Here is an 18019-nt window from a genome sequence, read left to right as displayed (position 1 = left end):
GTGAAGACCAGTACGCCCTCCTCCTCGATCGAGGACTACGTCAAGGTCATCTATTCGTTCACCGAGTGGCAGCGCAAGCCCATCACCTCCACGCAGCTGGCGCAGCGCCTGGGCGTCGCCAACTCCTCGGTGTCGGAAATGGTCCGCAAACTCAAGGACCAGGGCCTCGTGGACCACAAGCCCTACAGCGCCGTCACGCTCACCGGCGACGGAGTCCGGCTCGCCCTGTCCATGGTCCGGCGGCACCGGCTGATCGAGACTTTCCTCGTCCGCGAGCTGGGCTACCGCTGGGACGAGGTCCACGACGAAGCCGAACTCCTGGAGCACGCCGTCTCGGACACCTTTATTGAACGCATGGCGGCCAAGCTGGGCAACCCCACCCGGGACCCGCACGGCGATCCCATCCCGGCCGCCGACGGCTCGGTGCTGATGCCCGCCGCCCACCGCCTGAGCGAACTCGACGACGGCCACACCGGCCGGATCACCCGGATCAGCGACGAGAACCCGGAGCTCCTGCGCTATCTCGCCGCAGAGGACATCGACCTCGACGCCGAAGTGGAGGTGGTAGGCCGGCGTCCCTTCGGTGGCCCCATGGTAGTGCGGATCGGTTCCGCCGCGGCACTGCGCGAATTCGATTTCGCCGACGAGGTCGCCTCGGCCCTCTGGGTCCACAGCGATGCCGGGCACGCCGGCTGCAGCGTCACGGAGAGCTGAGTGAAGGGTGCGCTGGACGAGCGCCGGGCCGTGCCGCGCCCCGGCGTGCCGGGCTGGAAGGCCTGGTCCGCCGTCGCCGTCGGCGGGCTGATCGGAACCGAGCTGCGTTTCGGCGCCGGCCTGATTTTTCCCGAAGGCGCCGGCGCGGTGCCGTGGACCACGTTGGCGATCAATGTCTCCGGGAGTTTCGTCCTGGCCACCCTGACCACCCTCTGGATCGCGCGGCCACAAACGGCTTTCTGGTTGCGGGCCGGCATCGGCCCCGGCCTCCTGGGTTCCTTCACCACCTTTTCGGCGCTGGTGATCGCCATTGACCAGCAGATCCGCGGCGGCTTCCATGCCACGTGGCTGGCCTACCTCGGGCTCTCGCTCGTCCTGGGCCTCGGGGCCGCCGCGGCCGGCTGGAAAACCGGCAAGGCGATCGCCGACCTCCGCGGCGGTGCCCAATGATGACCGCGCTGGTGGTCGGGGCGTGCGGGGTGGCGGGAGCACTCCTGCGGTTCGCCGTCGACTCCTGGTTTGCGCACCATCAGGGCTCCCGACCGCACTGGCCCTGGGCGACGCTCACGGTCAACGTCGCCGGATCCTTCATCATCGGTTGGTCCGTCGGCCTGACCGGCCACCTGGAGCTGGGCGCCGACTGGCACGCAGCGATCGCAACCGGTCTCGCCGGCGGCCTGACCACCTTCAGCTCATGGACCACCGCGACGGTCCGCCTGGTCAGCGAAGAGCGGTACCGGGCGGCGGCGCTCAACATCGGCGCGAACCTTCTCGCGGGGCTCGCGGCCGCGGCGCTGGGGCTTGCCCTCGCCGGCTGAAAACCTCAGGCCGCCGCCGGTGTGGCGAGGGTAACACCGGGGCGCCCTGGTGGCTTCTGGCCGCCGTCGTTCCCGTATCGTTGAAGGATGGTTACCCGACGTGAAGCAGCCCAGATCCTCGACATTCCCCTGGAAATGGCGCACCGTCACGGCATCCCGCCCCGGCTGTCCGAGGCCGAGCTGGGCGAGCTGCTGGACAACCCGCCGGCGTGGCTGGTCCAGTCCAAGGCAAACCGCACCGGCAAGCGGCCCGTCTGGGTCCAGCTCACCTGTGCCGTCTGCGGATTCTCCGAAGCGGCCCGGCCCAAAAAATGGTGGCCGGAATTCACGTACGTCTGCTGCGTGCACCACGAGGCACGCGAGATCCCGGTGCTCGGGCCCGGGCTCGTGCGCAGTGTGTACGACGGCGTCGGCAGCCGTTTCGCAGGGATCGTGGACGCCGCCGTTCCCGAGGCGTAGCTTAAAAGACGGGGCTACCCCTGGCCCCTGCCGTGAGGGAGAGCACCATGCCTGACAAGACGCCGCACCAGAGCGTGTCGAAGAAGTCGGTTAAAACCATCAAGGAAAAACGGGCAGAGAAGAAGGCGAAACACATCGTCGATGCCCACACCGACCCAGTGGCACACATCAAGAAGCGCTGAAATATCGAGAGGCCGGAAGCCGTTGCTTCCGGCCTCTTGTCGTATTGGCCTGGCACGTCGCTGCGGGCTGGGGGCTCACCCGAAATGGATGATGTGACAATCTCCCGTTGGCGGTTTAGTGGTCTTGGAATCCGACCGAGAGGTCCCATTCCGGGGCCATGTCCGCGGGGCAGTTCCAACCGTTGAGCGGCGCGGCCCCTATCGGAATCATTCGACGCGGGTGGTGACGGCCCGGCGGGGACCGCCCACACTAAGACCAGTGCGCCAGACAGCGTGCTCGACACAGACCGGAGGAATACCAGTGACAATCACACCGGAGACTGAGGCCCACGGGCCGGTCGACTTCGTACTCCTGGAGTTCCCCGTATCGGGACTGACGGGACAGGCGAGTGAGGAACTCGTTAAGCTCGTCGAGCAGGGCGTGATCCGCCTCTTCGATCTCCTCGTCGTCATGAAGAATGACGACGGATCTGTCGAGGTGCTCGAACTCACCGACCCAGGCGGTCCGGCGGCGGGGTTCTCCTACTTCGAGGGAGCCCGGACCGGGCTCTTGGGCGATGACGACATCGCCGAGGCCTCGGCCGCGCTGCTCCCCGGGACTGTGGCCGCGCTGATCGTCTACGAGAACATCTGGGCGGCACCGTTCGTGGCGGCCGTTCGGGACAGCGGGGGCGAACTCATCGCGAGCACTCGGATCCCTGCTCCGGACGTGATGGAAGCACTCGATGCCCTCGAGGCCCTCGACGCCGAGACGACGGCAACCGCCGTGTCGCCGGCACCCGACGCGTAAGACACACAGGAAGCAATCCGACAGGAGAAAATTATGGGACTTCTCAGAGGTATAGGGCGGACGGCGGTGGTTGCCGGGACAGCCAGTGCAGTCAGCGGCCGGGTCCAGCGCCGCCAGGCCAACAAGTTTGCCGAGAAGGACGCCGCGACGGCGGCCAAGCAGCAGGAGGCCTACGATTCGCAGATGGCCCAGCAGGAGCCACCGCCGCAGGCCTACCAGCAGCCGGTCTACCAGCAGCCACCACCCCCTCCCCCGGCTGCCGGCGGCATCTCAAACGAAGCCCTCGAACAGCTCAAGCAGCTCGGGGCGCTGAAGGATCAAGGGATTCTCACGGAACAAGAGTTTGGCGTCCAGAAGGCGAAGATCCTCGGCATGTAGTGCCAAGCAACTGGAAGGAGGAGGGGGAGTGTCGGAAGACGCTTCCCTCCTCTTTGGCTTTAAGCACAAAAGTCCCCGCCGACAGAAGCCGGCGGGGACTTTTGTGAACCCAATACGGGGTGGAGCGCCGTTGCCGGGCCCCTATGTGGAGATGGGGGGAATTGAACCCCCGTCCGATGTCGTGTTGTCAGGGCTTCTCCGGGCGCAGTTTGCATTGGAATTTCTCGGCCCCAGCCATGCTGCAAACAGCTGGCTGATCCGGGCCCAGTCATCTAAGAGTCCCGTTTACCCCGATGACGGAGGTAAACAGCAGTGGCTATCTAAATGACGCCAGGATCCGGGGCAATAGCAACCTCGGGCTGACGGACTGTCTTACTGCTTAGGCAGCGAGAGCGAAGTCAGTGCGTTTTGATTCGGCACTTATTGGTTTGCAGACAGCGTTTACGAGATAATTCTGCATCCTCGGCCCGCTTCACCTGTCGCGACTAACATCGTCGAAACCGATCATCCCCGTATTTTTTTATCAAACCCGGACCGGATACTTTCGAATCCTTCCCGGACTACCAATCATAACGCACCGCCTCCGGGAAACATTCCCGGGCACCGTGACAGCCTGCGGCGCGCTAGCGGCGGTTGCGTTCGCGCATGACGCGCTGGGCCTCGCGCTTGTCCTGCTGTTCGCGCAGTGTCTGGCGCTTGTCATATTCCTTCTTGCCGCGGGCGACGCCGATTTCGACCTTCGCACGGCCGTCCACGAAGTACAGCTGCAGCGGCACGATCGTGAAGCCCGACTCGCGGATCTTGTGCGAGATCTTCGTGAGCTCTTCGCGGTGCAGCAGCAGCTTGCGGCGGCGGCGTGCGGCGTGGTTCGTCCAGCTCCCCTGGTGATACTCGGGGATGTGGATGCCCTCCATCCACAGCTCGTCGTTGTAGAACGTGCAGAAGCCGTCCACCATCGAAGCATGGCCCTCGCGCAGGGACTTCACTTCCGTGCCCATCAGCGCGATGCCGGCCTCATAGGTGTCAAGGACGTGGTAGTCGTGCCGGGCCTTGCGGTTGGTGGCCACTACCTTACGGCCACTTTCTTTGGGCACGGTAGGACTCCTCGGTTTGTTGGTGGTTCACTCCGGCCAGGTGGTGCGGAGTCTTTCCAGTTTACGGCAGGGCGCCCGCCTCAGCGGATGGCCCGCCGGATGGCCTGCCGGATGGCCCGGGCCGGACTACAGCAGGTTCATGGGGTCCACGGCCCGGCCGTTGAGCCAGGTCTCGAAGTGCGAGTGGCAGCCGGTGGAGTTGCCGGTGGTGCCTGAATAGGCGATCAGCTGCCCCTGGTTGACGTGCTGGCCGACCGAGACCGCCACGGAAGTGTTGTGGTAGTAAATCGTGGTCAGCGAGTTGCCCTGGACCACCCCGTGGGAAATCTTCACGTTGTTGCCGCCGCCGTCGTTGGCCCAGCCGGCCGAGAAGACGGTGCCGGCAGCCGCGGCGTAGACGGGCGTGCCGCAGGCGGCACCGAAATCGATGCCTGTGTGCATGTAGCCGCCCTGGCCGTAGAAGTCGATGGTGCCCGGCGGCGTCGCCCGCCAGCCAAACCCGGAGGTGATCGGAATATTGCCGGGGAACGGGTGCTGCAGCCCGAAGGCCGACGGCGAGCCCTGGGCCGGCGGGACATACGGCTGGACGGCCTGTCCCTGCGCCCGGGCGGCGGCCGCCGCGGCCTCGGCAATGCGGCGCTGCTCGGCCAGCCAGGCCTCACGCAGCTTCCGGTCGCGTTCGGCGATCTCGGCGGCGACGGCGTCCTGCTGGGCCTTGACCTGGGCGAGCTGGTTCTGGATGCCGGGCTTGGCGGCCTGGAGTTGGGCGTCGAGCCGGGTGGTGTCGGCAATCAGCTTGTCCACGGCGGCCTTCTTGGCTGCGGCCTCGTCCCGGGCGGCCTTTTCCCGGGCCAGGGCGGCGTCGGCTTTGGCCTTGAGGTCGGTGATTTCAGCCTCGACGGCGGCCAGCCGGGCCTGCGCGTTGACGTTGGTGGCGCTCTGCTGGGTGAGCTTGTCCATCGCGGAGTTCTGGCTGCGCAGGGCCTGGTCCGCGAGGTCGATGGTGTCCGTCAGGCTGCTGCCCTGGTTCGAGCCAAAGAACAGGGACAGGTTGGACGGGACGCCGCCGGACTTGTAGGCCTGCGTGGCGATTTGCCCGATCAGTTTCCGGGTGTCCGCGATCTTCTGCTTGTCCGCTTCCAGCTGCTGCGTGATTTTTGCCTTGTTCTGCTGCGCCAGGTCCACGCGGGCCGCGAGGGCCTGCACTTCCTGGACCGCTCCGGCCACCCGGCCCTGGGCGTCCGTGAGCGCCTGCTGGGCGCCGGGGAGCTGGCCCTGGTACAGGACCAGGTCTGCCGCAGCCTGGGCGATCTTGCCGTCCACGAATTCGAGGGAGTGCTGGACCCGGGCCGCCTCGTCGCGCAGCGCGGCCTGCTGGTCCTCAAGGTCATCGGCGAATGCCGCCGGACTCGAGGCCCCCATGGTCCCGGCCAGGACCAGCGCCAGGGTGGCGCTGATCATCCGGCTGCGGCGCCCCACCAGGCGGAGCCGGAGGGATTGCCGGAGGGGGCGGCGGGCCATCGGTGTCATAAGCATTCCCTTTTCGTTTCGCAAGGCTAGACCCGCAAGTACCGGCGGAGGGTCAGCAGGGAGGAAATTCCGGCCAGGACAACGCCCAGGCCAATCAGGGCAGGTACCAGGATCAGGGTCTGCCCGGGTGAGATAAACGCGGTGTCCGGATACTGCTTGGACAGGACGCCTTCGAGGAAGAAGCGGGCCACGGCCCACAGGGTGCCGGAGGCCAGGGCGGCACCGATCACCGCGGCGATCACGCCTTCGAGGATGAACGGGAGCTGGATGACCATTTTGGACGCGCCCACCAGGCGCATGATGCCTGTTTCCCGGCGGCGGCTGAACGCGGAGAGCCGGATGGTGGTTGCGATCAGCAGGATGGCGCAGATGATCATGACGCCGGCAATGCTCACGGCCACCAGGGACGCGGCGTTCATGGCCGAGAACAGCCGCTCCAGCAGCTGCCGCTGGTCGATCACGGTCTCTACCCCGGCCTGGGAGGAGAAGGTCTCGCTGATGATCTCGTACTTCTCCGGGTCCTTCATGTTGATCCGGAAGGACGCCGGCAGCTGGTCCGGGGTCACGGAGTCAACGATCGGGGAATTGGAGAACTGTTCCTTGAAGTGCTTGTAGGCGTCGTCCTTGGACTCGTACTGGAAGTCGTTGACGTACTGCGCCACCGCGGGCGACTTCAGCAGCGTGCGCAGGTTGTCCTCCTGCTCCGGCGTCGCCGGACCGGTGGCGCAGCCGGGCGCCGTCGAACCGTCACTGCAGAGGAAGATGGCCACCTGGACCTTGTCGTACCAGTAGCCTTTCATCTGGTTGATCTGCAGCTGCAGCATGCCGGCGGCGCCGACGAAGGTCAGCGACACGAAGGTCACCAGGATCACGGAGATCACCATGGACAGGTTGCGGCGCAGGCCGCTGCCGATCTCGCCCAGGACGAATGCAAGCCTCACGCCTGGCCCTCCCCTGCGGTGCGGAACTCGGCGCGGGCTTCGGCGCGCGAGCCGGCCCGGGGCGGGATAACCTGCGGCTGTTCGTCCCGTCCGCTGGCGTCGCGCAGGCGGCGCGACTGGCCCACGACGGGAATCATGGAGGTGTAGAGGGCCTTGGCTTCGTCGCGGATGACGACCCCGTTCTTCAGTTCCACCACCCGTTTGCGCATTTCGTTGACGATGTCGTCGTCGTGCGTGGCCATCACCACGGTGGTGCCGTTCTGGTTGATCTTGTCCAGCACGCCCATGATGCCCATCGAGGTGGTGGGGTCCAGGTTTCCGGTCGGCTCGTCGGCCAGCAGGATGCCGGGGCGGTTCACGACGGCGCGGGCGATCGCCACGCGCTGCTGCTCGCCGCCGGAGAGTTCGTGTGGGAGACGGTTTTCTTTGCCTTCCAGGCCGACGGTCTTCAGGACCTCGGGGACGGTGTCGCGGATGACGCTGCGGCTCTTGCCGATGACCTGCATGGCGAAGGCGACGTTGGCGAAGACGGTCTTCTGCGGCAGCAGGCGGAAGTCCTGGAAGACGACGCCGATTCCGCGGCGCAGGCGCGGCACGCGCCAGCTGGAGATGTTCGCGACGTTCTGGCCGGCCACGTAGACGGCACCGGAGGAGGCGCGGTCCTCTTTGAGGACCAGGCGCAGGAAGGTCGATTTGCCGGAACCGGAGGCGCCGACGAGGAAGGCGAATTCGCCACGGTCGATCTCAAGGTTGATCGAATCCAGCGCCGGCCGCGCCTTCTGGTCATAGACCTTGGTGACATTTTCGAAACGGATCATGGCCCTTAGTACCCTGCAGGACATGACCGCGAGGGCCCGGTTCTGCTGCCGGCGCAAGGGCTTTCGTTTGGGGGAAGTAGAGCTCCGGCCCCTCGACTATACGCACGGGTAACGGCGGAACCGCGCCGGGCGCCGGGCCTACTTCTCGGCGTTGCGGTTGTCCGTCCGCCAGCGGATGCCGGCGTCGATGAAGTCGTCGATTTCGCCGTCGAACACGGCCGAGGTGTTGCCGACCTCGTGCTCGGTGCGGAGGTCCTTGACCATCTGGTACGGGTTCAGGACGTAGGAGCGCATCTGGTCGCCCCACGAGGCCTTGACGTCGCCGGCGAACGCCTTCTTCTCGGCGTCCTCCTGTTCCTTCTTCAGCAGCAGCAGCCGGGACTGCAGCACCCGCAGGGCGGCGGCGCGGTTCTGCAGCTGCGATTTTTCGTTCTGCATCGACACCACGGTGCCAGTGGGGATGTGGGTCAGGCGCACCGCGGAATCGGTGGTGTTGACCGACTGGCCGCCGGGGCCGGAGGAGCGGAAGACGTCCACGCGGATCTCGTTGTCCGGGATGTCGATGGAGTCCGTCTGCTCGATCAGCGGGATCACTTCCACGGCCGCGAACGAGGTCTGGCGGCGGCCCTGGTTGTCGAACGGGCTGATCCGGACCAGGCGGTGGGTGCCGGCCTCGACGCTGAGCGTGCCGAAGGCGTACGGCGCCTTGACCTCGAAGGTGGCGGACTTCAGTCCGGCTTCTTCGGCGTAGGAGGTGTCCATGATGGTCGTCGGGTAGCCGTGGCGTTCGGCCCAGCGCAGGTACATGCGCAGCAGCATTTCGGCGAAGTCCGCCGCGTCCACACCACCGGCGCCCGCGCGGATGGTCACCACGGCTTCGCGCTCGTCGAACTCGCCGGAGAGCAGGGTGACGACTTCAAGGTCGGCCAGCGCCTTGCGGACCGATTCGAGTTCCGCGGCGGCGTCGGCCATGGAGTCGGCGTCGTCCTCGTCCTGGCCGAGTTCCACGAGGACCTCAAGGTCGTCGATCCTGGCCACGAGCTTGTTGAGCCGCTCAAGCTCGGTCTGCTTGTGCGAGAGCTTCGAGGTGATGACCTGCGCCGCGGCGGGGTCGTCCCACAGATTGGGTTCACCGGCCCGCTCGCTGAGCTCGGCGATGTCTTCCTTGAGCGCCTCGACGTTCGAGACGTTCTCGATGGACGTGTAGGTGGCCCGCAGTGCGCGGATTTCAGCGGGAAAATCAATGTTTGCCATGGTTTTTTAAGCCTACGCTATGTGTCCTAGCCGCCCGACCCTGCCGGTTGCCCTGTCACTTTGGGTTGCCCGATAGATGGTTGCCCTGTCACTTTGGGTTGCCCGATATCCGCTTGCCCTGCCACTTTGGGTTGCCTGACGGCCTGGTTGGCAGCATCTACTGATAGGGCAACTGGACTGGCGGGCCAGCGGCTCACCGGCTGAGGCGGGAGCGCGCCGTGGACGTCGCCTCGATCCGGATGCCGTCCGGCACCAGGAAGTTCACCACCGGCGGGTGGACGGCTGCACTCAGGACGACGACGGCGGTGGCGCCGTCCGGGCTGCCCGTGGAGGGCGCCACGCTTAGGGCGCTGAAGCGCTCGAACGCGCCGTTGCGGCCCAGATAGTCGACAGCGGTGCTGCGAACCCTCGCCCCGCTGAGGACGGCGGACGGCGTGCCGCCGGAGTTGCCCAGCTGGCCGAGGGTGAAGCTATCCGCTGCCGCCACCGAGGCACCGTCCGCGAGGGAGAGCAGTTTCTTGTGTTCGAGGTAGACGCTGGAGGCCGCCATTACGACGGTGGCGACCAGCAGGGCAATCAGCATGAAGCCGATGCTCAGCACCAGCACCTGTCCCTCCTGCCGGCAGGGCCCGGGCCGGCCCCTCACCGGAACCTGCCCACCAGCTGGGTTGCCGACGCGCTGAGCTGGCTCGCGTTCAGATGCAGTGCGTCGCTGAACGGCAAAAACGGCAGGGGCACGGTGAGGCGGACGGTGACTGTCACCGCCGAACCGGGAGCCAGACAATCGGCAGGCTCGCAGCGGGTGTCGACGGTGCCGTTTCCCGCCGGCTGGCCGTAATCGGCGAGCGCCAGCAGCACGGCTTGCTCTGCCGCTGCCCGGCCGCTTGCCGCGTCCGGCTGGGCAACATAGACCTTGGCGGCCTGGTCGGCGGCGCCCACGACTGCGTACGAGCCGCCCTGGATCTGGCCCACGGTGATGATGAAGTACACCAGCGGCACCATCAGCAGTGCGGACAGGAAGACGAACTCGACCACGGCACTCCCCTGTTCCGGTGAGGCGTCGTGCTCCGGCCATTCACCGCTGGATAACCGCATGGCCCTTCACCTCCAAGAGCGCCCGGGGACCGATGAAGCCGATGATCGGCAGGGGTGCCCGGACGGTCACCTCGAGTGTACGGATGCCCTGGAACGTCGATTCGCTTGTCCCCACGTCCCGCGCGAAATCCGAATTGAGCGCCGCCGTGATCAGCTGGACAGTCCGTTCCTTGGCGTCCCCGTCGTTGCGGTCGGCCAACGTGCCGTATCTGGCGCCCGAGGCGGCGGCGTCGATCAGCGTATTCCGGACGTGGAGTACCAGGGTGAGCTGGACGATCGCGAGGAAGAGCGAGGTGAGCAACGCACCGATCAGCACGAAGTCCACCACTGCAGCGCCCCGCTCCGCGCCCTTGCGGTTTTTCCCGCTATCGGTCTGGCGCCCGGTCCCCCCGCCCTGGGCTGCCATTGCCTACTGTCCGACCTTGTCCATTGCCTGGTTGAAGAGTCCCTCAAGCGCAGGACCGGCCAGGGCGAGCAGGGCGGCCACGAGGACTGCCGACATGAGCGTGATCATGACCCAGCCGGGGACATCCCCGCGCTGGGGATGGGCGGTTCCCACGTCAGAGTGGTCCGCCGCCCGCGCTTGCGGCGGAGCAGACCACCAGGTCAACATGCTGAGCGCGCAGGCCGCCATTGCAGCCCGGGTTCCGAAGTTCTTCACCGTGTCCTCTTTCCTGGTTCTCTGGTTTTGTGTTTCTGGTTTTGTGTTTTCTGGTTTTCTGGTTTTCTGGTTTTCCGGGGTCCTGTTTTTGGATCTGATGGTTCGTGACATGTCGCAGGCAGATCGTGCACCAGGTGCCCCAGGCTGGCCGGCCAGATGCAGGGCGTCCTTCGTATCCTGTTCCCTCCTCGTATGACTTTTCTTGAGTCCTGCCCGTGCCGGCCGGCGGGCAGCCGCCGGCTGTCCGTCGTCGTCGTTCGCCAGGCTCCTAGAGTCCGAGACTGATGGCGGCCAGACCGGGGAAGACGGCGAAGATGACCGTGAGCGGAAGGACGCCAAAGACAAGCGGCACCATCATGCCGATTTCCTTCTTGCCGGCGGACTCCATCAGTTCCCTCTTGGCTGTGTCCCGGACATCCTGTGCCTGCGCCCGGAGGACGTCGGCGAGGGGTGTTCCACGTTCGACGGCCACGATCATGCCGTCCACGAAACGGAGCAGCGGCCCTTGATCGGTCCTGGACGAGAACTCGTGGAGGGCTTCCACGAGGGGCTTGCCGGACCTGGTCTCTGCGAGGACACGGCCGAATTCCTGCGAGAGCTCACCCCGCGCGCTGCGGCAGACCCTGTCCAGGGCACCGGTGGCACTTTCGCCGGCGCTGACGGCCAAGGCCATGAGTTCGGCGATGCTCGGAAACTCCGCCATCATCCGCGTCTCCCGTTTCTTGATGTGCGCGCCCAACAGGTAGTCCCGGAGCAGGAACCCGCCGACCGCGCTGCCCACGACGGCCACGACGGCGACGAACGGGCTGAAGCGGCCGATCGAGCCGGCGAGCGCCACAACGCCGACGGCGAGGACGAAACCGCCGGCCGCCCAGAGGAGTTGCTCAGCCCGGAAGTCCACGGCTGTTTTGGCGCTGCCGGCGCGGGCGAGCCTGCGGTTTAACGCCGTCGCGCCAAGGTTGATCCGGCCCAGGGACCTGGCACCGTCCCGGAACGCCGGGCGGAGGATCCGCTCGAGCGGCCCAAATGGTGTGACATTCCGCGGGGCGGCCCGCAAAAGCCGGGATTCGAGGCTGTGGGTTCTCAGCTGCGGTTCGATACGTTCGACGAACGTCGTTGGGCGCATGAAGGGAAGCCGGACGAGGACCAGCCACAGGCCCGCCCCGAGCACGGCCCCGCACACCGCGGCGCCGGCCATCAGGCCCGTCATCGGAGGACCCGCTGTTCTTCCGGCAGCGCCCCGATACGCAGCATGATGGCGTAGGACAGCAGGGAGACGGCAAGGCCGCCCAAAAGGACGGCAGCGCCGAGCGGGGTGTTGTACGCCATCACGGCCTCAGGACGGCTGGCCAGCAACACCAGGACAATCCAGGGCGCAGCGACGGCCAGGCGTGCCGCGTTGACGGTCCAGGATTGCCTTGCCTCCAGCTCACTCCGAGTCCTGGCACTTTCCCGCAGGAACTCCGCGAGGGTGCCCAGCAGCCTCCCGAGGTCCGAACCGCCCACCTCCCGGGTGAGCCGGAGGGCCTCGACGATCCGGTCCGCCACGGGATCGGCCAGACGGTCCTTGAGCCGGGTGAGTGAGGGATCGAATTGGCCTCCCGACCGGTAGTCGGAGCCAAAGTCCACAAACACGTGGCGCAGCTCCACGGGGCCCTTGTCGCCTAGCTGGATAAGAGCCTCCGGCAGCGACAGGCCGGCCCTGATGGCTGAACGCAAATGATCAACGACGTCGGGCCAGAGCTGGCGGAGGACAGCCGTGCGCTTTCTGGCACGCCACCGGACCATCGCCATCGGCAGCCATCCGCCAAAGAGGCCAAAGCATCCCGAGATCGGCCATGACCCGGTAACTGCGAAGAACGCGAGCGTTGTGAAGGCCCCGAGTCCAAGGCACGAGGCGAGTAGCCCTGCCGCGCTGACCTTTTCGATGCCCGCCGACCGCAGGAGGTCCTCAAGCCGGCTGGTCCGGGTCCTGCGCCGCACGCTCTCAGGCGTCTCCCACGCGGACCACCAGATCAGCAGGAGGCCGGCGCCGCCCAGCATCCCGACCAGCGGCGCCATCACCGCTGCTCCAGCAGCGCCGCGACGTCGTACCCGGAGCGGGCAAACTTTTCCGCGGCGGGCATGGAGTTGGCCTTGGGCAGAAGGTGCCCGTCCGACATCGTGAACACCATGGATGACTCGATGATCCCGTTTTCCACCCGGCGGCCCAGGGACAGGATCTCGGTGACCTGTCGGCGCCCGCTGATGTGCCTGCTGCAATGGACCACCAGATCGATGCAGGACGCGACGGTGGGCACTACGAACGCGCTGGAGATGTTGTCGCCGGCGAGCAGCGGAAGCGTGCAGATTTTCGTCACGGCATCATGGGCGGAGTTCGCATGCACGGTGCACATCCCGGGCAGGCCGGAATTCAAAGCGATGAGCATGTCCAGGCTCTCGGCCTCCCGGACTTCCCCGACCACCAGCCGGTCCGGCCGCATGCGCAGGGCCTCCTTGACCAGGCGGCGCAGCGGAATCTCCCCCTGCCCCTCCAGGTTCGGCTGACGGCACTGAAGACCGACGACGTCGCGGAGCGGCAGCTGCAGTTCAAAGATTTCCTCCACCGTGATGACCCGTTCGCGGGTGCCGATGCTGGCGGCGAGGCAGTTGAGCATGGTGGTTTTGCCCGCCTGGGTGGCGCCCGAGACCAGGATGTTGAGGCCGCTGGCGACGGCCGCGCCGAGGAACCTGGCCGCCTGCGGGGTGAGCGTTCCCAGCTCCACCAGGTGCTCGAGCCGGCTGGCTTTGACGACGAACTTGCGGATGTTGATGGCCCAGTGACGCCGGGTGACGTCCGGGATCACGACGTGCAGCCTGGAGCCGTCCGGGAGCGCCGCGTCCACAAACGGCGAAGACATGTCCAGGCGCCGGCCTGAGCTCTTCAGCATCCGTTCCACAAGGTCCCGGACCTGCTGGTCCGTCAGCGAAACAGAGGTCAGTTCCGATTCGCCGTTGCGCGCTACATAGATTTCATTCGGCGCGTTGAGCCAGATTTCCTCGATGCCCGGGTCGTCAAGGAGCGGCTGGAGCGCACCAAAGCCCGCCACAGCGTCGAAGACGAATCTCCGGGCCGACTCCAACGGGCCCAGCGGGGGCAACGGCGCCAGGAGGGCCCGTTCGTCGTAGTCGCTGACAGCCGCCTCGACCAGGCGCCGGACTTCGCCGCTCTGCTGCAGTGGATCCAGCCCGCGGCGACGGATCAACTCACGGACTTCGTCTTCGACGATGCGCACAGCCTCCACGGTGCCCCCCAATATGACCGCTACCCCTCCCCCTGGGGCAGTGCAACTGGGGTTAAAACTAGAGGAGCCCGGGGTTCCCGACAAGGGCGTTTAACGACGCTTGTGGATAAGTTACCGGCAACGGGCCCGGGTCACCCCTCCTCCGCCTGCTCGACTAAACTCGGACTTTAGCCAACAGAAAGGTCGAACGTGCCACAGCTGAGCGTGCTGCTCCCCGTCAAGGACGGGATGCCCTACCTGAAATCAACCGTTGCCAGCACCCTGCGCGCAATGCCGCGGGACTCGGAACTCCTTGTTCTGGACGATGGCAGCACCGACGGCACCGAGGCCTTCCTCTCAGGCATGAGTGACAAGCGGCTCAAGGTCTACCGAAATGAGCAGTCAGCCGGCGTCGCTGCTGCTTCGACCGCCATGCTTTCGCGGGCCAGCGGCGAACACATTGCCCGCATCGACGGCGACGACATCTGCCTGCCGTGGAGGTTCGCCGTCCAGCGGCGGGCCCTCGAGGGCGTGGACATGGTCTTCTCGCAGGCTCTCATGATCAACGCCAAGAGTGTTCCGTTCAGGCCACGCTTCGAGCCGGGCATCTCCGCTGAGGCCATGCCCCTGCATCTGCTGCTGACGAACGTGCTGATGAACCCGACGATGTACGCCTCCCGCGCCGCCCTGGAGTCGCTCGGCGGGTACCAGGCGACCCCGGCAGAGGACTATGACCTGTGGCTTCGTGCCGCCACAGCGGGGCTGCGCATGCGTCGCATTCCGCGGCTGCCAACCATTGCCTACCGCCGCCACCAGACCCAGTTGAGCCAGACCCGAGCCTGGTCGGACGAGAACGGGGACAAAGTCCTCGCGGAATCCTTCAGCAAGCTGGCGGCGGACCGGATCGGCTTCCACGGATCGGCTTCCACGATCCTGTACAACCGGCCGACTGCGGGAAAGCCGTACCCGGAGGATCCCGACATCGCTGAATTCGCCCGTTGCATGATGGAGGCGGCCAGCCGGCTTGGCGAGCGCGACCGCCGCGGCGTCGAGGCGCGGCTGAGGTCCAGCTACCACCTCTGACTCAATGGATCCGCTAGTCGGCCTGAACTCCGGCGGCCTCGGCAACCGCGGTGTAGCCCTGCGGGTTCCTGCTTTGCCAGCGCCAGTGGTCCTCACACATTTGTGCGAGGTTGCGGTGCGCTGACCAGCCCAAATCCGCCAGGGCCGCCGACGGGTCGGCGTAACTGACGGCGGCGTCGCCGGGCCGGCGCGGCGCGAATTCGTAGGGCACCGGGTGGCCGGCCGCCGCGCCGAACGCATCGATGACTTCGAGCACGGAGGAACCCCGGCCGGTGCCAAGGTTCCAGCGGAACACCCCTGCTTGGTCGCTGAGGTAGCCCAGGGCGGCCAAGTGGCCGGCGGCGAGGTCCATCACGTGGATGTAGTCCCGCACTCCGGTGCCATCCGGCGTCGGGTAGTCGTTGCCGAAAACCATCACTTTTTCGCGGCGACCCACGGCCACCTGGGCCACAAACGGCAGAAGATTGTTGGGGATGCCACTGGGGTCTTCACCGATGAAACCAGACTCGTGGGCGCCCACGGGGTTAAAGTAGCGCAAGAGGGCGATGCTCCAGCGGGGATCGGCGGCTGCCAGGTCTGAGAGGATGTCCTCGATCTGTTCCTTGGTGCGGCCGTAGGGGTTGGTGGCATCCAACGGCGCCTTCTCGATGAGGGGAACTTCATCCGAGGCACCGTAGACAGTCGCGGACGAGCTGAAGACCAGGCGGCGTACCCCCGCGGCGTCCATGCCGTGCAACAGGTTGAGGGTGCCCACGACATTGTTCTGGTAGTACATCAGGGGTTTCTCGACGGATTCCCCCACTGCTTTGAGCCCGGCGAAGTGGATCACAGCCTCGAATCCGCCCTCGGCAAAAACGGCGTCGAGGCTGGGAGCGTCAAGAAGGTCGACCTCCCGGAAGTCCACGGTCCTGCCCGTGAGCTGCTCCACACGGCGCAGGGACTCCACGCTGGAATTCATTAGGTTGTCCAGGACCACAACCTCGTGCCCCGCTTCGAGGAGGGAAAGAGTCGTGTGGGATCCGATGTAGCCGGCGCCGCCGGTAACCAATACCTTCATGAATGACAGCTTAGGAGGATCGGCCGGCCACCGCGAACTCGACCAAGGCCCGCCGAGTCAGCATCCCAAAGCCGAACGGCTCCCGGACAGCCTACGAATTCAAGCCTCCTGAAGGTAGCAGCGATCCCACCCGCCACATGAGCAACATCAGGATCAATGGTCCCAATCGAGTGACGGTGCTAGGGTGAGCGCCATGAGTCAGACATTCTCTTCGTTCGGTGGTTCCTGACGCATCCGAACAAACCTGAGGCATATATGCGGCGCTCGCGAAGCGCACCATCGTTCCGGAGCAGAAAATGAAGCGGACCCAACTTCCCCACGGCAACTATTTCGCCAGACGCGCAGGGAACATATTGTTACTCGTTTCGCTATTGGTTGGTCCTGGACTGGCAGCGCCCTCCACAGCCGCCGAGCCACCGATCCCAAAAGTTGCGACGCCGACGTCGAGCACTGCTTCCTCGCCTCCAACGCCAGCGCCCGTTGCTACAGCCGATGCGACGCCGATGCCCTCCGGCCAGACGACGACGCTGCCGGCTCCCGCGCCCTCACCAACCACGACTGCCTCGACGCCGAATTCGTTCCCACGCACCGGTCCACCCGATGCGGCCGCGATGGCTGCGGCAATCGGCGCTGGAGGCGCCGAGATGGGGCAACGATCGGCCCGCGTTGCGGGGACGGCTGTCGCAGGTCCGGGTGCTACCGGCAGGACCCTTGCCACCGAGGCTGTGGCAGCGGAAGGCACATGGCAGCCGACGTTCGGAATCCAGGGCCTTGATGTGAGCGGCCATCAGGCCTCGGTCGACTGGCAACACCAGTGGGATTTGGGCGCACGCTTCGCCTATGTCAAGGCAACAGAAGGCGACTACTACTCAAGCGAGACCTTCGCCTCCCAGTATCAAGGTTCCCGGGGTGTTGGGATGGTCCGAGGCGCCTACCACTTCGCGATCCCCAATTGGTCTTCAGGGGCGGACCAAGCACGCTACTTCGTTAACAATGGCGGTGGATGGAGCGCTGACGGTTACACACTGCCACCGGTGCTCGATATTGAATTCAACCCCTATGCCGGCCGCACCATCAGTGGCTTCTTCTTTGGCAACAACTGTTATGACATGTCTGCTGCCCAGCTAACATCCTGGGTACGGGATTTTGGAAACACCATGCTTTCGCTAACGGGACGCTTGCCCGTGATTTACACCAATACCTCATGGTGGAAGCAGTGCACGGCAGATGCACGGGCGTTCGGGGACTACCCGCTATGGGTGGCCGCATACCCGTTGGCCCCAACGAACAACGTCGGACTCATACCCTCAAGTTGGGGCAACTACAGCATCTGGCAGTACAGCAGCACCGGGCCCTTTACAGGTGATTCGAATGTTTGGAATGGAGACTACGCCGGCCTGAGACGCTTCGCGGCTGGATATAGCATCACCGGAGCAATCGCGTCCGCATGGGCTGCAGCTGGGGGCGGGGACGGCAAACTCGGCTACCCCGTCACGAACGAGATCTGCGGCCTGGCCGGCGGCGGCTGCTACCAGCGCTTCCAGGGCGGAACCATCCATTGGTCGCCCGCCACCGGCGCCCACGCCACCTGGGGCGCCATCCGCACAGCCTGGGGCGCCTTGGGCTACGAAAACGGCAAACTCGGCTACCCAACCAGCAACGAGATCTGCGGCCTGGCCGGCGGCGGCTGCTACCAGCGCTTCAAGGGCGGAACCATCCATTGGTCGCCCGGCGCCGGCGCCCACGCCACCTGGGGCGCCATCCGCACAACCTGGGGCGCCTTGGGCTACGAAAACGGCAAACTCGGCTACCCAACCAGCAACGAGATCTGCGGCCTGGCCGGCGGCGGCTGCTACCAGCGCTTCAAGGGCGGAACCATCCA

At 65.9% G+C, this 18019-nt stretch carries 22 protein-coding genes and 1 other RNA gene; 9 read left to right on the top strand and 14 right to left on the bottom strand.

Features of this window, described 5'->3' with window-relative positions:
• From AC1DZV_RS20300 to AC1DZV_RS20270, 7 genes are all read left to right on the top strand, one after another.
• Complete coding sequence (locus AC1DZV_RS20300; protein ID WP_476954450.1) at nucleotides 1-714, top strand: metal-dependent transcriptional regulator; 714 nt, start codon at nucleotides 1-3, stop codon at nucleotides 712-714.
• Nucleotides 715-1164, top strand: coding sequence for a fluoride efflux transporter FluC (locus tag AC1DZV_RS20295; protein WP_476954449.1), 450 nt, complete (start codon nucleotides 715-717; stop codon nucleotides 1162-1164).
• Nucleotides 1164-1532, top strand: coding sequence for a fluoride efflux transporter FluC (locus AC1DZV_RS20290; protein WP_476954463.1), 369 nt, complete (start codon nucleotides 1164-1166; stop codon nucleotides 1530-1532). Before AC1DZV_RS20295 ends, AC1DZV_RS20290 begins: the two co-directional genes overlap by 1 nt.
• An 87-nt stretch (nucleotides 1533-1619) precedes the next feature.
• Nucleotides 1620-1991 (top strand): hypothetical protein, encoded by a 372-nt coding sequence (locus AC1DZV_RS20285; RefSeq protein ID WP_243181223.1) that lies wholly within the window; start codon nucleotides 1620-1622, stop codon nucleotides 1989-1991.
• 47 nt (nucleotides 1992-2038) lie between these two features.
• Complete coding sequence (locus tag AC1DZV_RS20280) at nucleotides 2039-2173, top strand: hypothetical protein (RefSeq protein WP_018775274.1); 135 nt, start codon at nucleotides 2039-2041, stop codon at nucleotides 2171-2173.
• A 301-nt stretch (nucleotides 2174-2474) separates the two neighbouring features.
• Nucleotides 2475-2963: a DUF6325 family protein gene (locus tag AC1DZV_RS20275; RefSeq protein ID WP_476954448.1), complete on the top strand. Its 489-nt coding sequence runs from the start codon at nucleotides 2475-2477 to the stop codon at nucleotides 2961-2963.
• Nucleotides 2964-2996: 33 nt separating this feature from the next.
• Nucleotides 2997-3341 carry an SHOCT domain-containing protein gene (locus AC1DZV_RS20270; protein WP_243181221.1) on the top strand — a complete coding sequence of 115 codons (345 nt, stop codon included), beginning with the start codon at nucleotides 2997-2999 and terminating at the stop codon, nucleotides 3339-3341.
• 143 nt (nucleotides 3342-3484) lie between these two features.
• Here the strand turns inward: AC1DZV_RS20270 and ssrA are convergent.
• From ssrA to AC1DZV_RS20205, 13 genes are all read right to left on the bottom strand, one after another.
• Nucleotides 3485-3853, bottom strand: a transfer-messenger RNA (tmRNA) gene (gene ssrA, locus AC1DZV_RS20265).
• Nucleotides 3854-3964: 111 nt separating this feature from the next.
• Complete coding sequence (gene smpB, locus AC1DZV_RS20260; RefSeq protein ID WP_026266743.1) at nucleotides 3965-4435, bottom strand: SsrA-binding protein SmpB; 471 nt, start codon at nucleotides 4433-4435, stop codon at nucleotides 3965-3967.
• Between the two features lie 126 nt (nucleotides 4436-4561).
• The gene (locus tag AC1DZV_RS20255) at nucleotides 4562-5965 is read right to left on the bottom strand and encodes a peptidoglycan DD-metalloendopeptidase family protein (RefSeq protein ID WP_476951131.1); all 1404 of its coding nucleotides are present in this window, start codon (nucleotides 5963-5965) and stop codon (nucleotides 4562-4564) included.
• A gap of 26 nt (nucleotides 5966-5991) precedes the next feature.
• On the bottom strand, nucleotides 5992-6906 hold the full coding sequence (ftsX, locus tag AC1DZV_RS20250) for a permease-like cell division protein FtsX (protein ID WP_028276034.1): 915 nt from the start codon (nucleotides 6904-6906) through the stop codon (nucleotides 5992-5994).
• The gene (gene ftsE / locus AC1DZV_RS20245) at nucleotides 6903-7724 is read right to left on the bottom strand and encodes a cell division ATP-binding protein FtsE (RefSeq protein ID WP_043435207.1); all 822 of its coding nucleotides are present in this window, start codon (nucleotides 7722-7724) and stop codon (nucleotides 6903-6905) included. Before ftsE ends, ftsX begins: the two co-directional genes overlap by 4 nt.
• Before the next feature lie 138 nt (nucleotides 7725-7862).
• Entirely contained in the window at nucleotides 7863-8978 is a 1116-nt protein-coding gene (prfB, locus tag AC1DZV_RS20240) for a peptide chain release factor 2 (protein WP_223916104.1), read from the bottom strand.
• A 193-nt stretch (nucleotides 8979-9171) separates the two neighbouring features.
• Nucleotides 9172-9585, bottom strand: a complete 414-nt coding sequence (locus AC1DZV_RS20235; RefSeq protein WP_476951048.1) for a pilus assembly protein TadG-related protein — start codon at nucleotides 9583-9585, stop codon at nucleotides 9172-9174.
• 35 nt (nucleotides 9586-9620) lie between these two features.
• Nucleotides 9621-10073 carry a hypothetical protein gene (locus AC1DZV_RS20230; RefSeq protein WP_476951049.1) on the bottom strand — a complete coding sequence of 151 codons (453 nt, stop codon included), beginning with the start codon at nucleotides 10071-10073 and terminating at the stop codon, nucleotides 9621-9623.
• Entirely contained in the window at nucleotides 10054-10479 is a 426-nt protein-coding gene (locus AC1DZV_RS20225; protein WP_476951050.1) for a TadE family protein, read from the bottom strand. The genes AC1DZV_RS20230 and AC1DZV_RS20225 overlap by 20 nt, the downstream gene beginning before the upstream one ends.
• A gap of 3 nt (nucleotides 10480-10482) precedes the next feature.
• Complete coding sequence (locus AC1DZV_RS20220) at nucleotides 10483-10686, bottom strand: hypothetical protein (protein WP_476951132.1); 204 nt, start codon at nucleotides 10684-10686, stop codon at nucleotides 10483-10485.
• Between the two features lie 316 nt (nucleotides 10687-11002).
• Nucleotides 11003-11944 (bottom strand): type II secretion system F family protein, encoded by a 942-nt coding sequence (locus tag AC1DZV_RS20215; protein WP_476951051.1) that lies wholly within the window; start codon nucleotides 11942-11944, stop codon nucleotides 11003-11005.
• The gene (locus AC1DZV_RS20210) at nucleotides 11941-12795 is read right to left on the bottom strand and encodes a type II secretion system F family protein (RefSeq protein ID WP_476954447.1); all 855 of its coding nucleotides are present in this window, start codon (nucleotides 12793-12795) and stop codon (nucleotides 11941-11943) included. The genes AC1DZV_RS20215 and AC1DZV_RS20210 overlap by 4 nt, the downstream gene beginning before the upstream one ends.
• Nucleotides 12795-14018: a CpaF family protein gene (locus tag AC1DZV_RS20205; RefSeq protein WP_476951053.1), complete on the bottom strand. Its 1224-nt coding sequence runs from the start codon at nucleotides 14016-14018 to the stop codon at nucleotides 12795-12797. The genes AC1DZV_RS20210 and AC1DZV_RS20205 overlap by 1 nt, the downstream gene beginning before the upstream one ends.
• Nucleotides 14019-14207: 189 nt before the next feature.
• Between AC1DZV_RS20205 and AC1DZV_RS20200 the strand changes: the two genes are divergently transcribed.
• Nucleotides 14208-15080 carry a glycosyltransferase family 2 protein gene (locus tag AC1DZV_RS20200; protein WP_476951054.1) on the top strand — a complete coding sequence of 291 codons (873 nt, stop codon included), beginning with the start codon at nucleotides 14208-14210 and terminating at the stop codon, nucleotides 15078-15080.
• A 13-nt stretch (nucleotides 15081-15093) separates the two neighbouring features.
• On the opposite strand, the gene galE is transcribed toward AC1DZV_RS20200, so the two are convergent.
• Nucleotides 15094-16137 (bottom strand): UDP-glucose 4-epimerase GalE, encoded by a 1044-nt coding sequence (galE, locus tag AC1DZV_RS20195; protein ID WP_476954446.1) that lies wholly within the window; start codon nucleotides 16135-16137, stop codon nucleotides 15094-15096.
• Nucleotides 16138-16781: 644 nt separating this feature from the next.
• Between galE and AC1DZV_RS20190 the strand changes: the two genes are divergently transcribed.
• Nucleotides 16782-18019, top strand: a 1238-nt coding sequence (locus tag AC1DZV_RS20190; RefSeq protein ID WP_476954445.1) for a GH25 family lysozyme, incomplete at its 3' end; no start/stop codon positions are given.

It is taken from the genome of Arthrobacter sp. P1_D12, assembly GCF_056406175.1.
The sequence above is the reverse complement of the archived record's forward strand: the minus strand, read 5'-3'. Positions and strand labels throughout refer to the sequence as shown.